At 28.7% G+C, this 16,122-nt stretch carries 21 protein-coding genes; all 21 read left to right on the forward strand.

Annotated elements, in window-relative coordinates:
* A partial coding sequence (locus L21TH_RS14445; RefSeq protein ID WP_034429101.1) for a hypothetical protein occupies nt 1-335 on the forward strand: 335 nt, incomplete at its 5' end.
* Between the two features lie 155 nt (nt 336-490).
* The gene (locus L21TH_RS02275) at nt 491-1,246 is read left to right on the forward strand and encodes an SAF domain-containing protein (protein WP_006308150.1); all 756 of its coding nucleotides are present in this window, start codon (nt 491-493) and stop codon (nt 1,244-1,246) included.
* Nucleotides 1,247-1,366: 120 nt separating this feature from the next.
* Nucleotides 1,367-2,449 (forward strand): CpaE/TadZ family protein, encoded by a 1,083-nt coding sequence (locus tag L21TH_RS02280; RefSeq protein WP_006308152.1) that lies wholly within the window; start codon nt 1,367-1,369, stop codon nt 2,447-2,449.
* An 85-nt stretch (nt 2,450-2,534) separates the two neighbouring features.
* The gene (locus L21TH_RS02285) at nt 2,535-3,872 is read left to right on the forward strand and encodes an ATPase, T2SS/T4P/T4SS family (protein ID WP_242826491.1); all 1,338 of its coding nucleotides are present in this window, start codon (nt 2,535-2,537) and stop codon (nt 3,870-3,872) included.
* A 14-nt stretch (nt 3,873-3,886) separates the two neighbouring features.
* Nucleotides 3,887-4,822, forward strand: coding sequence for a type II secretion system F family protein (locus tag L21TH_RS02290; RefSeq protein WP_006308154.1), 936 nt, complete (start codon nt 3,887-3,889; stop codon nt 4,820-4,822).
* 179 nt (nt 4,823-5,001) lie between these two features.
* A complete protein-coding gene (locus L21TH_RS02295; RefSeq protein ID WP_006308156.1) occupies nt 5,002-5,427 on the forward strand; it encodes a hypothetical protein in 426 nt (141 codons plus the stop codon).
* Between the two features lie 88 nt (nt 5,428-5,515).
* Nucleotides 5,516-5,728, forward strand: a complete 213-nt coding sequence (locus L21TH_RS14450; protein ID WP_034429103.1) for a hypothetical protein — start codon at nt 5,516-5,518, stop codon at nt 5,726-5,728.
* A 21-nt stretch (nt 5,729-5,749) separates the two neighbouring features.
* A complete protein-coding gene (locus tag L21TH_RS02305) occupies nt 5,750-5,956 on the forward strand; it encodes a hypothetical protein (RefSeq protein ID WP_006308163.1) in 207 nt (68 codons plus the stop codon).
* Between the two features lie 15 nt (nt 5,957-5,971).
* Nucleotides 5,972-6,415 (forward strand): prepilin peptidase, encoded by a 444-nt coding sequence (locus L21TH_RS02310; RefSeq protein WP_006308172.1) that lies wholly within the window; start codon nt 5,972-5,974, stop codon nt 6,413-6,415.
* Nucleotides 6,391-6,789, forward strand: coding sequence for a hypothetical protein (locus L21TH_RS02315; RefSeq protein ID WP_006308173.1), 399 nt, complete (start codon nt 6,391-6,393; stop codon nt 6,787-6,789). The genes L21TH_RS02310 and L21TH_RS02315 overlap by 25 nt, the downstream gene beginning before the upstream one ends.
* 12 nt (nt 6,790-6,801) lie before the next feature.
* The gene (locus L21TH_RS02320; RefSeq protein WP_006308174.1) at nt 6,802-7,335 is read left to right on the forward strand and encodes a hypothetical protein; all 534 of its coding nucleotides are present in this window, start codon (nt 6,802-6,804) and stop codon (nt 7,333-7,335) included.
* Between the two features lie 166 nt (nt 7,336-7,501).
* Nucleotides 7,502-8,005, forward strand: coding sequence for a hypothetical protein (locus L21TH_RS02325; protein WP_006308175.1), 504 nt, complete (start codon nt 7,502-7,504; stop codon nt 8,003-8,005).
* Between the two features lie 151 nt (nt 8,006-8,156).
* Entirely contained in the window at nt 8,157-8,294 is a 138-nt protein-coding gene (locus tag L21TH_RS14195; RefSeq protein ID WP_006308176.1) for a M23 family metallopeptidase, read from the forward strand.
* Between the two features lie 54 nt (nt 8,295-8,348).
* Entirely contained in the window at nt 8,349-8,516 is a 168-nt protein-coding gene (locus L21TH_RS14200) for a hypothetical protein (RefSeq protein ID WP_006308177.1), read from the forward strand.
* 81 nt (nt 8,517-8,597) lie between these two features.
* Complete coding sequence (locus L21TH_RS02335) at nt 8,598-9,158, forward strand: HD-GYP domain-containing protein (protein WP_006308178.1); 561 nt, start codon at nt 8,598-8,600, stop codon at nt 9,156-9,158.
* A gap of 22 nt (nt 9,159-9,180) precedes the next feature.
* Nucleotides 9,181-10,329, forward strand: a complete 1,149-nt coding sequence (locus L21TH_RS13665) for an S-layer homology domain-containing protein (RefSeq protein ID WP_006308180.1) — start codon at nt 9,181-9,183, stop codon at nt 10,327-10,329.
* A complete protein-coding gene (locus L21TH_RS02345) occupies nt 10,329-11,270 on the forward strand; it encodes an Athe_2463 domain-containing protein (RefSeq protein ID WP_006308182.1) in 942 nt (313 codons plus the stop codon). The genes L21TH_RS13665 and L21TH_RS02345 overlap by 1 nt, the downstream gene beginning before the upstream one ends.
* Nucleotides 11,271-11,735: 465 nt before the next feature.
* The gene (locus L21TH_RS02350; protein ID WP_006308185.1) at nt 11,736-12,290 is read left to right on the forward strand and encodes a hypothetical protein; all 555 of its coding nucleotides are present in this window, start codon (nt 11,736-11,738) and stop codon (nt 12,288-12,290) included.
* 253 nt (nt 12,291-12,543) lie between these two features.
* A complete protein-coding gene (locus L21TH_RS02355; RefSeq protein WP_006308187.1) occupies nt 12,544-12,825 on the forward strand; it encodes a hypothetical protein in 282 nt (93 codons plus the stop codon).
* A gap of 78 nt (nt 12,826-12,903) precedes the next feature.
* Nucleotides 12,904-14,010: a hypothetical protein gene (locus L21TH_RS02360; RefSeq protein WP_006308189.1), complete on the forward strand. Its 1,107-nt coding sequence runs from the start codon at nt 12,904-12,906 to the stop codon at nt 14,008-14,010.
* The gene (locus L21TH_RS02365) at nt 14,000-15,781 is read left to right on the forward strand and encodes a hypothetical protein (protein ID WP_006308191.1); all 1,782 of its coding nucleotides are present in this window, start codon (nt 14,000-14,002) and stop codon (nt 15,779-15,781) included. The genes L21TH_RS02360 and L21TH_RS02365 overlap by 11 nt, the downstream gene beginning before the upstream one ends.
* Nucleotides 15,782-16,122: the final 341 nt, after the last annotated feature.

A 16,122-nucleotide genomic window follows, 5' to 3' on the forward strand; every position in this document is an offset into this window, starting at 1 on the left:
AAGAATCAAGCAATGTTAAAGCAAATAATGTAACAAATACTAAAAGTAATAGAGTGGAAATTAATGAAACTATAGTTAATAAAGAGAAAAATAATAAAGAAGAAATTACTAATACTGCTAATCATACTGAAAATATAGAGAAAGTTTATAAAAATACTGAAAATATAAATGAAAGAAACAAGATTAATATAGTAAACACAGAAGAAAACATAAATAAGTCGTTAAATAATACCATTGAACCAATATATATAAGAACAACGGATAGTGATGAACATAGGTTAAAAAGATTAGAAGAAAAGCTAGATAAAATAAATAAAAAGATTGATAAAAAGTAGAGGAGTTGAGTATTCAGCTTCTCTACTTTTTAGTCTATGTTTTGATAGGATAATGTACTGTTGTAAATAATTTTTACAAACATAAAACAAAATTTGACTTATATCAAAAAAAGCAATATAATATATTTAGAAAATTAATAAGTAGGTGGAGAAAAATGCTAAAGAAAATAGGAAAAAAGAAAATAATCAAGGTTTTAATAGCTGCAGTTTTAGCTATAGTTAGCCTTTATGGACTATATAATGCTGTAGTTCCTAAAGATAAGGTAAATATAAAATATGGAAAATATATAAGAGCAGTATCAAAAATAGATGTGGACCAAAGAATAGAAGAAAATATGATAGCTGAAGATATAATGCCTATAGATAATATTTCTCCTGGAGCAATTACAGAGAAAGCTGAAATAATTGGTAAATACGCTGCTTCTGATATTTATCCTGATGAATTAATTAGGAAAGAAAGGATTAAAAAAGAAAAAGATAGTGAATATCAAGGTGAAGAGAGAAGAGTACGAATATACACTAACTTAATGGCTTATGGAGGAGTAGGACCGGGAGATAGAGCAGATCTTGTTTATACAGGTGAAAATGTAGGAGTAATAAAATATGAGGGGGTTTTAGTAGAAAATGTACTTAATGAAGATGGTGTTGAGCTTAGTAATATAAAGGAAGATAAGTTTAATAAAGAAAGCAGAAGGCCTTATATAATAGAGTTAAAAACAAGTCAGGAAATGGCTTTAAATATTGCAACACTACAAGGAAATGAAAACGAAGTAAAGTTTAAATTAATTAAATGGACAGAAAGAAGTTTAGAACAAGATACAGAAGGAAAAATTTTAAATTTAGATGAAGCTTTAGGAATAGATAGAGACAAAAAAGAGACTCCTGTTAAAGTTAGAAAAGGAGGTCAATAAGATTGAGAAAACTAATTACTGCTACTGGAGTTGAAGCACTAAATGCGGTTTTAAGGAGAAAAAGAGCAAATAAAAACACTCTGCAGAGATATTGAATATCAAGAAGAGCTTTTTAATGTATTGGCAACTGAAGACCCAGATGTACTTTTAATAATAGATAAACTTAGTGGACCGTTTTCAAAATTTGAGCTAGTAGATGAAATATTAAAGATGAATAAAAAAATGAAAATAATTTACATATTAAAGGAGCCAGATGATACAAACTTTATAAGATATTTAAGAGAGAAAGGGATTAGAGACTATTTTGATGCTTCAGATACGGATGTAGAAGGTGAACTTATTCCATCAATACTATTTGAAGATACGGTAAAAGAAGAAGTGAAAAAGATTATTGAGGCAGATAAAGAAATAGCAACAGCAAGTGAAGAAAAAACAGTTAAAAAAGTATATGTAAAAAAAGAAGTAGTAACTATAGCATCACCTGGAGGAGGAGGGGTAGGAAAAACAACACTGGCAATTAATATAGGATTATTAGCAGCAATAAAAAATAAAAAAGCCAAAGTTATAGTAGTGGATTTCAATGATGAAAAACCAGATATAGCACTTAATTTAAATTTCAACGAAACAAAAGGACTTGAGGGGATTTTAGAAGATATTAAAGAAGAAAATTTTAATAAAGAAAGCATTTATAAAAATATAGAGCAATATAACTCAAAGCATCACAATTTTTTTATACTCACAGGGTTAAAAAGTTTGATAGAGACAAGTACTTATACTATTAGTCATTATAGATACATAATAGATGCATTAAAAGATGAATTTGATTTAGTTATTATTGATACAGGAAGTTTCAAAGCTGCTTCTACATATTCATCAATAGAAAAAAGTACAAAAATAATTTGGATAGTAAGAGAAACAGAATCAACACTTAAAAGTCTAAAAGAGAAACTGGATTTTTTTGAAAATGATTTAGATATAAGAATAAAAGATAGATCAGAAATAATGTTGAATATGACAGTTGGATATGAAGAACTGGAAAGAGATGAAAACATAAAAGAAATTTTTGAACAAGAACCTATAGCAAAAATAAGGTATAATCCACAGATAGTGTTTGAAGCAAAAAATATCGTCCTTTTATATTATCAAAAGGTCTTAAAGGTAAAACATTTAAGAAAGAAATACAAGAGGTTGAAAAGGCATTAAATGTACTCTTTAAATATAAAGAGTTAGAAGAAAGTTCAGGAATTTTAGATAAGTTGATAAAGAAGGTGAGTATTTAGTGTCTCAGATGAATTTTAAAGAAATTGCATATAACAATAAAAATAATAGAAAATTAAGTGATTTTACTAAAAAGGGAGATAATAGTTCAACTAAAGATGTTATAAATCAATTGATAGATGAAATACAGGAATATGTTAGTGAAGAAAATAAAGATAGCAATATAATATATGAGATTCAGACAGGGAAAAAGGAAAAAAAAGTATTGGAAAATATTATAGATGATTTTCTAAGTCAAAATGTAAAAGCACAAGGTTTTCCAAAGGAGCAGATAAAGAAAAAAATTGTTGATGTCATGGTAGGATGGGAAAGACTACAACCACTAATCGAAAGTGATGAAAAAATTACTGAAATATCAACCAATGAAGATCTTGAAGTGATAAAAAGAATCAAAGGACAAGATATATTAACTAATATATCATTTGAAAGTGATGAAGAGTTAGAACAGTTTATTAAGAATATATCTATAAGAACAGGTGAAAAGCTTAATAGAGATAAGTGTATCATGGATGGATATGATCCAGTATATAACATAAGAATAAATGCAGGGATATATGGAAGCCCTATTAGAAAAGGTGAAGTTGTTAGAAAACCGTATTTTACACTTAGATTATTCCCCAAGAAACAATTAACAGCTGATGATTTAATAAGAAATGGTACTTTTACTACTTCAATATATAAATTTTTTAAAGAAATAGTTGAAGATTCAACTATAGTAATAGTTGGAGAGCCTGAAGCTGGAAAAACAACTTTATTAGATATACTTCAAGGACTTAAAGATAAAATGAGAAGAACAATAATAATTCAGGAAGAGCCAGAACTAAAGAATAAAAATAAAAATAGTGTTTATTTTGTTACAAGGAAAAAAGCTTCAGATGAAGATAATAGAAAAACATATGATATGGCAGAATTTGCAAAGATAGCAACAAGATTTGCTGGAAAGGATGTTGTTATTGGGGAAGTTAGAGATAAAGAGGCGTGGTGGTTATATAGATTAATTGATATGGGCTACAAGGCTATATATACCATTCATGGAAGCAGCTGTAAAGGTGGACTTGAACAAACACAATTTCTTATGTCGCTTGTTAATCCAAACATGACATATTCACAACTGATGAAAAAAGTATGTGACAGTATAGATTTTGTTATTTATATATCTAATAAGAAAGTTATAGATATAGCTGAGGTTAGAGGATATGATAGAGAAAATGAAGAACCTAGTTTAAATTACATATTCAGACTTAGAACAGACAAGAATAATGATTTCTACTGGAAGGAAGGAAGTATAAGTGAAGAATTTAAAGAACAACTTAAACTAAGAAAAAAACTTAAAGAGAGGAGGGTCTAAAAATAAGTTGGGAAATGGTTTTAATACCTATTGCAGTAGTATCAATAAGTTATATATTTTATTTACTACTTGACGAAAGTGACAACATAAAAGTAGACAAGATAAAAGAAAATGCTAGATATATTGAAAATACTGTACAAAGACAAATGGACAAAATGTTAAGAGGTAATAAAAAAACCGCTAAACATATCACTAGTACTGAAAAAATGTTACAAGAATCTGTTTTTCTAAGAGCAATAGGCATAAGAAATATATATATATTTCTAATAATAACAGTCATTTTTTCATTCTTTGCATTTCAGAAAAGCAGAATAGCTTTAAATCAAACAATTGGGGCTGGCATTGTTGCATTTATAGCTTTTCAAGTTCCGTTTGAAATACTAAAAATTGAAGTAGAACTTAAAAGGAAAAGTATCAGAAAGCATCTACCAAATTTTTTTTTAACAGTGTCTCAAATGTTAGAGGCAGCTGATGATATAGTTGATGTATTAGAGACTTCAATAAATAAAATAAAAAAACCTTTAAAAACAGATATTAAAGAGTTTGTAAAGAACTACAGAAAAGGGAAAACCGTTGAAGAGTGTATAGAAATTTTAAAAAGTAGATTTGACAATCCGCTTCTTGAAAAATTTGCTGATGATATAGAAGGAAATATTAAGAATGGAACAAAATTAAAAGGTGTGATAGATGATTATGCAGAGAAAAGTTATAATAACCAAACTAACTATATGCAAAGGATAACGGAAAATAGTGGTAGTATATTAGCATCTTTAATAATTTTAGTAATGTTTATTAATTCAATATATACAGTAAAAAGATTAAAGCCAGAACTCTTTTATATACTTACACATAATTTTTTTGGACAAGTAACAGTAGACATAATTATTATACTAACAATAGTTTCAATAAAAATGACATTAAAATCTATTTCATATAACGATAGTCAGTAAAGGAGGGAAAAAGTTATAGAAAAATATAAGATTCTATTTTTGATAACTGCAATAGGGAGTATAGCTTGGATATATATTGAAATATTTATAGGTTTATAAGAAAGACTAGCTCAAAGATAAAAAACATCAAAAACATTGACAAAAGAAGAAAAACAAATAAAAAACAAGTAAGTGGGAAAGTGTTTAGTATATTTTCAAAAATAACAGAAAAATTAGATGATAGAGAAAAAATCAAACTAAAATTATTTCAAGCAGGAGAGCAATTTAAGGATTTAGGAATAAATGAAAATAACTATACAAGTGCAAAAATTCTTTTTTCACTATTTGCTTTATTAATGATGAAGAAGGCTGAAACTTCTTGGATGAAACCTATAATATTTGCAGTAATGGCATGGGTACTAATAGAATGGTATGTGTATAGAAAAAAGAAAAAAAGGCATAAGGAAATAGAAACAGAATTAGATTCTTTGATTGCAAGTACTATACTGTTTTTGGAGCAAGGTTTTAATCAAAGTGAATTATTTACTATGCTTAGTCATAGGATTAAAAGTGATAATCCATTACATATAGAAATAGTTAGAGCAAAAATTAAAATTAACAAGTAATAAAGTAAATACAAATATAAACGATATATTGAAAAAATTTATGGATCGTATAGGAATGGAGTAAATAGATAATTATTGCTTAGCACTTATGCAATATGATGAGTCAGGAAAAGCTATACGGATACTTAAAAAACAACTAGAACTCATAAGGAACCAGGAAAATCAAAAGCAGCAAAGACAAACACAGAGAAAAGCTCAATTAAACAGTATATCAATTGCTTTGCTTGTTATTAATGTAATACTTATAATTGTAATACCTATGATTATTTCAATATTAAATAATCCAATATTTAAAAAATAAATTTAAAGGAGGAAAAAAGAAATGCAAGCTATTAGAATGTTAATTGAAACTACAAAAATGCGTAAAGTTAGAATGGACCAAAAAGGAGGACCAGGACTAGAGGAAGCGGCACTTCTATTATTTATTGGACTTGTAGTATTTTCTGGAGCAGATGGTTTAGGAAATGCAATCAGTACTGTATTTACTAATGTTACAAGTGAAATTACAAGCACATTTGGCACAAATTAATTAGGAATATAGAGTATGATAAAGATTATACTGATTTTAGTTGTAGGGATAGCTGCTTACTATGACTATAAAAAAAGAATAGTACCTGATAAACTTATATTTCCATCAATATTTATAGGAATAACTATAGCCTTAATTAATAAAGAAATAAGTAAAATAGTAGCAGCTATTTTACTTTATTTTTTTCTTTATTTATTTTTATATAGAACAAGGATCATTCCTGGTGGAGATATAAAAGTCCTGGTATTTATATTTACTTTAACGGATTGGGAATTTTTATTTAAAGTAGTTTATTCAACTATGATTTTTACAATTCCCTTATATATATACTATTTGATAAAACAAAGTAAAAATGGGAAAAAAGAGATAATTCCTTTAGTTGTACCAATATTTTTAGCATGCATATATCATGTATTTAAAATGGAGGGAGCTTCATGTATCAAAGTATTGTTTTTTTAGTGATTGTAATTTTAATTGTGTGTATGTTAGTTGCATTTACAGAACCGATAAAAATAAGTTTTACTGAATTGCTTATGACTATAGCATACAATAAAGGTTTGGATATGATGCAACAACAAGGAGGATTAACTCCTGAAATAGAAACAGCTATAAAAGATTTTTTAGAAAGGTTTGGATTGGATAGAAGTAAAATAACAGTAAATGGAACATTAGCTCCTGTTGATTGGGGAGACGAAATAATATTAGAAATAAGCTATGATAAAGAGTATAAAGAGTATGATGTAGAGAATTTAGTTAATATAGTATCACAAACTAAAACAGCACAACTAGTAATTGATGGTGCTACAACATCATATTTTTTTGATAATAATTAGGGGTAGATAAAAATGCTAAAAAAATTAAAAATGAATGAAAAAGCTGGAGGAGCTGTAGCTTTAAAGGGGTTAACAGTAATTTTAATAATGATAACAGTTATAGCACTGCTTCTAGATTGTATATATATTGGAATTTGTTATTTTTATATTAAGACTCAAATGGACATGGCAAATAGAGCTGTATATGCTGAAATAGATAGAACAAGATTAGCTGACAGAGAGCTTTACATTGATAAATCGACTGGAGAAACTAAATTCTATGAGTATTTAAAAAAGAATTTAAAACTCAATGACAGTCTAGAGCCTATAGGACTAAATATGCGAATAGAAGGACCAATACAAGTACTGGATATAATAATTTATAATGAAAGTGACCTTCCAGCTGTTACTCCAGTAGTAACTAATATAGACATGGTAAGTGTACATTCCAGAATAGAAGCTCAAATAAGACCTATTTTCATAGGAATATTTACGACTGTAACGATAAGACCTTACATAGATACGGATCTCCCTGATAAACTAGTAAAGAATTTCCACCCAATGTAATTTTAAATTCATAAAAAATTTTTTGACATATATAAAATAATTAAGGTAAAATATAGATATACCGGAAGGTATATCTATATTTTTGTTAAAGAGAGGTGACAAATACAATAAATTTTAATAAAGTCAAAACAAAATGTCCCGCCGATACATAAGAAAGGGTGTAAATATGGAGAAAGTGAAGAAAAAATTGAAAATAAAATTATTATTAATCTTACTTCCAGGACTAGGTGGAACAATGTTTTTACTTATTATAATGATGTTAATACTAGGTGGAGGAACTATAACAGAAACCACACAAAATACTTTTCAGTTAAGGATTAATGAAAGATATTACCAAAAAGCTTTAACATACGCTGATGATATAAGAGAAGAGTATGAAGAACAAAAGGAAAGACGAAAAAAAGGTAAAACATATAAAAAAATATTTAAAATGGACTTTGAAGAATTTCTTACATATGCTTTATATAAATCAGATGATTGGGAAAAATTTAATAATAAATATTTGAAGGAAGCTTATAAAGAAGCTGAAAAAGGAAGGAATATATTAAACACAGTAGAAAATATAACAGATTTACAGGAAATGGTTGAGTCTGCTGTAGGAAGTTTTGTAGGGAAATATGAACGAATGAAAATAAGTATAAGAGTGTATAATGATGAAGAAACAGGGTAAGAAAAAACTAAAGAGGTAGTAGAATGGAAAGAAAATTGGGGACTTAGGGCATAATTTCCCTATTCCAAAAGGATTCGATTATGTACATAATAATGATTTTGGAGCTGAAAGGACATATGGAGGCAATAGAAGCCACTTAGGAAATGATATAATGGCGGATAAAGGAGTACCTATAGTATCAGTAGAAACTGGGATAGTTGAAAAAATGGGATGGGATGAATTGGGCGGATGGAGGATAGGTATACGGACTAGAGATGGGAAGCAAATATTATTATTATGCACATCTTGAAAAGTATGCAGATGAAATAGAAATAGGAGATTAAAGTTAAAGCAGGACAAATAATTGGTTATGTTTGAAGATTCAGGATATGGTTCTATAGGTACAACAGGAAAGTTTGAACCACATCTACATTTACAGATACAAGTTAAATATAAAATAAATGGACAAGAAGAAAACATATGGATAGATCCATATTCTATACTTAGAATTTTTAGAATTGGAAAACAATAAAGCAAAAGTTGAAGAAAAAGATGGAAAATATAGATGTGTAAATGAAATAAGACTAAATTAGATTAGCAAAGGAGAGAAAAAATGAATCAGTTTGTTCTGAATTTAGAAGATTTACGTCATGGGGTAAGAGTTGCACATTTGAGTGTTAAAATTGGGGAAAAAATGAATTTAAAAAATGAAGATTTAAAAAAAATAGAAATAGCATCTATATTTCACGATATCGGAAAAGCTTATTTAGATCAAAATATATTAAATAAACCTGGAAGATTAGATAAAGAAGAAAGAATACACATACAAAAACATGTAGAATATAGCTGTATAGAAATACTTAAAATGAATATGGAAAATACTAAGGGAATAGCTAAAATAATAAGATATCATCATGAAAATTTTGATGGCACAGGATATCCAGAAAAGCTAAAAGGCAAACAAATACCTATAGGTTCAAGAATTATTCGAATAGCTGATGTATATGATGCATTAACATTTGACAGAGTTTATAGAAATAAACTTACACATGAACAAGCATTAAAAATAATGGAAGAAGAAAAAAGATATTTTGATCCAATACTATTTAGTGGTTTTTTAAAGCTTTTTGCAAAAAACAGTTTTCCCAAAATATATGCTAACCAAAAACTGTAAAATAGAGAAGGAGGAGGAGAAAATGAAGAGGTTGATATCATCAATTTTAATTTTAAGCCTCATATTTGCCTCTGTAAGCGTTTTTGCAGACGAAGGCAATGCAAATATAGGACAAGTGGATAAAAATTCGATACAGACGATTTTAGAAAGTGCAAAAGATGAAGTTGCTAATCTGATTAATAATTTAACAAAAAAATTTCAAGATTTAAAGGGTCATTGGGCTATAGCATATATAGAACCTTTATTTGAAAAAGGAGTAATAAAGGGATATTTGGATGGCACATTTAGACCAGATAACCCTATTAGTAGAGCAGAATTTACTAAGATACTTGTTACTAGCTTACATGAAGATGTAGGGATTTATAAAAATGGTCATTGGGCTACTAACTATCTAAATAAAGCCATTGAGGAAGATTATGTTTTAGAAGGTGAGTTTGATGATTTAAATAAAAATATAACCCGTGGTGAAATGGCTAGAATGATAGTTAGAGCCTTAGATGAAGATTATCCAAGCAATATACTAGCTTATGCAGAACAAATTATAGACTATAATGATATACCAAAAGAATTTAGGGATGTTGTACTTAAAGCATATGTTAAAGGCATAATAACAGGATATCCAGATGGAACATTCAAACCTGAAAATACAGCTACAAGAGCAGAAGCTTCAACTATGGTGGTTAGATTCTTAGAACCAGAGAAAAGGGAAGCACCTATATCAACAAAAATAATCGTAGATGGAAAGGAAGTACCTATCGCAAATAAAGACATAGCTTATGTATATAACACAGCGCTAAAGGTATTTGAAGAAAAGGGAAGTAGACCTATAATTGAAGTTGCTAACTTTGATGATGTAGCAGGTATATATTATGTACCAAATAAGGATTCAACAATGTATGAATACATTATGAGAGTTGGAGTATGGACAGATGAAACAGAAGAAGGGCTGTATGCATACTTTATTGAAGTTAAAGACCATACAGACGAAACGTTAGTATTAACAAAAGAAATATTAAAAGAGATATTTCCTAATGGATACGAAGAAATCTATAATACATTTGAAGATATAATATGGACCGATAAAGTAGTAAATGGTAAATCTAATGGAAGAATATATCAACTAAAAAGTATGCCTTCCTCAACTAGTATAGCATTTGGGGTGAAAAGATAATGAAAAAGAAAATTATTTCAGTATTAATGGTTGCAGTAATATTATCTGCAACCATTCCTTTAGATTTTCTACAACTAAATATTGATAACAAAGCAAAAGCTTCAGGTAACACAGTAATACTTGATGATGGCAGAGTAGTAACACTTCCTCCTGAAGTTCCTACTCAGATAACTGTTAAAGGCAATACATATCCTATAAATAAAGAGCTTTTAACCAATTCAGGAATAACATCTGTAACTAATCTTGATAGTGGAATAGCAGTATATGGAACTCCTGAAGATGTAAAAAATGTATATGGTAATGACTATGACAGTCAAAGTGGCGAGTGGAGATATTTAGGATTTGATATAAATGCAAACAAATACTCGAACCCTGACTTTCCACTAGATGCCGATAGTGGCAGAAGTCCATCTCAAAAGAACTGGCAGAGTTTAGACTATATATATAAAATGAATATTGAACATCCATCTCCTTATTATTTTAGTGACAAAGAACAAGCAGGAGAATGGTTACAAACAATGGTATGGGTTCGTGACATAGAAAGGGGAGGAAAAACTCCAGATGAATATGACCCAATATGGTTAGCAGAACATTTTCACATACTTTCACCACCAACTGAATATACAGCCGGTTTGGCTCGTGGTTGGCATAAAACATCTGTTGGCAGACTATGGTATGAAACCTTTGTAATGCCACCTAGTGAGAAAATAGAAGTACCAGAAAACCCACCAAGCGTAACAGCAGATTTTGAACTAAAAGATGAAGTATATGTATACCAGGATGTAGGATATAAAGATACTTCATACGCAGAGTATTCAGCTATTGAGTACAGAAAGCTGACTATAACAGGGGATAATGGGTACTCAAATGTTATTGAAAATCAAATACAACCAGATATAAGGCTTACAGAAGGTGTGTATACATTTAAACTTGAGGTATGAAACAATGCAGAACAGTACTCAAGTAAAGTTGACACTATAGTTGTTAAAAAACAACAAGCAGTAGTTCCTTCGGAACCTATAGCAATAATCAATGCTCCTGATGAAGCAGTTATAAATGAAACTTTTACTGTTACAGGGGAAGGTAGTTTTCAATCGACAGGAGCTAAGATTGTTGAATGGAAGTGGTATTTAGGCACAGACATAAATAATTTAATTCATGAGCCATCATATGATAATCAATCTAGTATAAATGTAAACTACTCAACAGAAGGAGAAAGATATTTCAAACTTTGGATAAAAGATACATCAGGTAAAGAAGCCTGGAGTAATATTGCTGTTACGAAAATTATAGATAACACTCCAACAAGTGTTGAGGCACATGTACAAGCTCCTGATATTGTATATGAAGGTGTAGCATTTCAAGTTACAACTTATGGTAGTTCAGTTGTATATGGAGATGAAAAAATGACACCTAAAGAAGCAGTAGAAAAAAATATAGCTAAATATAGTTATAAATTTTCATGTTCTAGATACGGAAGGTTGGGCCCTGATGGAGGAAAAGTATATTTAGAAGAATTAGGAACACAAACCATTCAATATACATTAAGAGCTAGAAAAAGTTCAGATGTTGATATAGAGAGAGTAATAGTTTTACCTACACCTCATACAATATTTTCGGTTTCATGCACAAAAAAAGTAAATAGAAAATTGATTATTGATACCACTTTAACTAAAGCCCACATTGAACATCCAATAGATGAAAGTAAAACTATTATAAAAATTAAAGATTTATCAAATGGACAAACATATAAAATAATAGGTGAGGGTGACTCCATAAATACAAACTATATAAAAACGTTAAAATATAAAGATGGCAAGTTGCCAACAACAATTAAGAAAACAGGAGATTATGAAATAACGGTAACAAAGCAAGATACAAGGGGTAAAACAAGTACTCAAAAACAAACAATTACTATAAAAGAGGATTTAAGACCTATAGCTGAATTTAATAGTTGCTAAAAACATCTTCAGAAATTCAGAGGGGAAAGCAGTAGTCACAATAAATAAGAATCATAATTCTCTAGATAATGATATTATAGGACAACAAATACTTAAATACAGATATGATACAGATAATGATGGAAAAATAAGTGATGAAAATTTTATATTTATACCATCTTATGAAAATGAAATAGAAATTGAACTTGACAAAGTTGGAGAAATAGAAATAGATTTTTATGTAAAAGAAGATTTTGACCATATCCCTGAACATGTGTCAAACAATGACTTTCTTTCTGATAGAAAGACAGAAGTTGTAAAAATTGATAATATAGCTCCTGTAACATCACTAGATATAATAAAAAGAAAGCCTATTGATATGTTGTTTTTTGAAGATGAAAAGGAATTACAAAACACAATATCTGCTACAGATTTACTAAAAGAAGAGTTAAATAACAGAACAGATATAATAGTTGATGTAAACCAAGATGTCATAGATGTAGATATGAGTAATGAACCTGTGACAGTGCTAGATGAAACTAAGAGTCCTTGGTAATTAAAAGGCAGAATTGATTTTGAATCATTTGTCGATAATAATGGTTATGTTTTTAAAAGAGGAGATTATATTTATACTGTGTTACCTCCAGAAGACAAGGGTTATTTTGGCATAGGATTCAATAAACTTGATTTTAAATATAAACTAGAAGATGTGTTTGGCACAACAAATATAAAGTCTTATAAATTTAAAGAAAATGGACAATGGTTTGTAAGAAATTTTATTATAGAAGGTAATATAATAAAAGAAATTGATGTAGGTAATGGTACAATACTAAACTCAATAGAAATAAATGAAAGTTTAAATGATTATGAGTTTATAATTGACAGTAATAAAAAAGATATATTGCGGCTTGTATCAAAATATAAAAACCGATATATAGAGATTGATTATGAAAATGGACAAATTTTAAAAGATGAAAGTTTACCAGGTAAATATTTTGGAGTATATAACAATTATGTATACTCATATAAAACTTCAGGATTAAGTATAGAAATATACAAAACTATAAATAACACTAATACTTTAGTAAAAAAGATATCTAGAACATTCCAACAAGTTATGAGTCCGGAAGATTATTCAAAATATCTTGATACATGGTCTCAAAAATGGCAATATGGCGTTTATTCTGGCACAATTTCTAATCCAGTCATACATAACGGAAAAATAACTATTCCATATTCACATTATTATGGTGCTACATATAAACGTAAAGTAGATGGTAAGTATGAAACTCAATATAGAGATAATGGAATAAGAGTGTATCTATTAATATTAGACCTAACAACTGAAAATATAATAACACATACAGAATTAAACTATGATTTTGGCTATGGCCAATTAAAGCAAAAAGAAGTGGATAGTAAAATAATTGAAGAAGATTATGTGCTAACAAAATTTATTTATGGAGATGGAGCAATTAATCCTGTATATATATTCGATAAAAACTGTAATATCTATTTTAGAGAGGATAGTAATTATTCTAATAAATATGACAAAATTTCTTATGGACTAGTTGATGGGAAATTGCAAGGCTCAATATGGAGTAGCGATACACAACGTGTTAATACACAATATGACGGAAGATATGGAATTGCATATATTGAAGGTGTACATTTTAAAAATGGTTATAAAGATAACTTTTATTATAGTAAGAAAGTAAGTATAGGTTCTGATGGAAAGTAATACCCCTACATTAATACTACCTATAGATACTCAACAAAGGTATGCCGGTTTTGGTTATTATCGAGATAGCTCTGTTACTATATATGACTTAATTGACTTTGATAAAAATAATTCTGTTTTAACTATATACTTTAGTGATGGCAAAATATTAGAAGATAATTCAAGGGGTAGGGTAGTGCCAATTGGCTCTAATAAAGTTTTTATTATTATTGATAAAGGTACTTGTGTTTATGATTATTCCAAAAACAAAACTGTTTACGATATAGGATACACTTATAATTTAAGTTCAAGTTATCAAGATTATGCTTTATCGCCAAATGGTAAATATTTATCTTATCTTGTTGGCAATTATCACTGGGAAGCAGGTAGGATTGTTCATTATAAATTAAATATAGGGTTTTATGAAGATGTAATTAATAAATTAAATAATTATAATTTTAGAGATAACAGTGAAAATAATTTGATAATTATAAAAACGAAAAATTCAATAGATATAACACAAAATCAAATAAATGACATATGTAATATTGCAATTAATAAAAATGCAAAAATTGTTTTCCTAGGAAGTGAAGATAATCGTTATATTGGTGAACAGTTAGCTTCCGGTACAAACGGTGTTTTTACGACATATACAAATCTTGACAATGCCATATTTAAATTAAAAGAATATGTTGAGTCAATTTTAACAACACAAGGAAATAAAAAAACAATATATGTTAAAAAAGGGGAAACCATTATATACGAAAAACACTATTCTGATTATGAAAATGACTCTGAACACAAAGCAAGTGGTGAACTATGGAAATATACTCAAGATTTATCATATCCACACCCTGATGGTATAATCAGTTATAACGAGCAATGGCTGACATCACCAAAAACAAGTATAGATAAAGCAGGAAGATATTTTGTAACATTCCTTAAGAAAGACAATCCACCACCAGGAAATGACAATTATAGCAATTACAGAAAATGGTCTAATGAAAATCCAACAGAAATAATAGTTTATGATGGAGAATTTCCACCTGTATTACATGAGACGGTAAAACCTAAAATTTTTGTAGATATAATTGGAGATTTAAGAGTTAATCATAGAGTAGACTTTGTAATCACAGCAATAAAGGGAAGTAACGATATAGATTGGAGCTCTTTAAATATATCCTTTGATAGAACAGACTATTTACCAAACTCAAAACCAAGTACACTAGAATTTTCTAGAGTATTCACACAAACAGGTGAGCATAGTATTATAGTTACCCTTAAAGATATAGAGGGTAATCCAACAACAATAACAGTACCATTTACCATTAATGATGACTTACCACCAGTTGCAGACTTTAATTTAGTAGGTGATGGGTATAGGAATGAGCTAGGTATTGCTAACTTTGAAATAAATGACAGTAGTTATTCCAATGATGATGAAATAGGAACAGTAAAATACTATATAGAAGGTACAAAATATATAGACAATGGAGATGGAACATATACTCCAAATGGAACCGAATATTATCCAATAGAGCCTAATGAATATGGAGAAATAGAATTAGATAAAATAGGGTTAAATATAGACAAGCAAATAGTAACAGAAAGTTATGTAAATGGTATAGGTTTAAATGGTGAAGATTTAGACAAGTATAGGGTATTTAAAACAGCAGAAATAATTAAAGGAGTTAATGTAATAAATGAAGCTCCACAAGTAGAATATATAGTTATTCCTAATATTATTAAAATAGGAGATAGCATTGAACATATAATTAATAATTACAGATGATACCCCTTCAGGTGATTATGTAGAATATATATTTACCCATGATGATACATATTTTGAAAACAGTCAAGGTAAACATGACAATCATAATATAGTAACAAATGAACCAACAGAAATTCTTGATAAGAAAGGGAAGTATGACTTCTATGTAAAGACATATGATGAAGATGGAGCTTCAACTGATTGGATTCATGGGGGACAAGTTATAGTAGCTTCAGGACCTGTAGCTGATTTTGAACTTGTAAGTCCCGGGTAATGAGGTAGGCAACGATGTATTTAAAAAAGGTAGTGTAGTTACAATAGAAAATAGAGCATATAATGAAGATTATGGGCTTACAGTACCT

It is taken from the genome of Caldisalinibacter kiritimatiensis, assembly GCF_000387765.1.
Classification (GTDB): Bacteria; Bacillota; Clostridia; order Tissierellales; family Caldisalinibacteraceae; genus Caldisalinibacter; species Caldisalinibacter kiritimatiensis.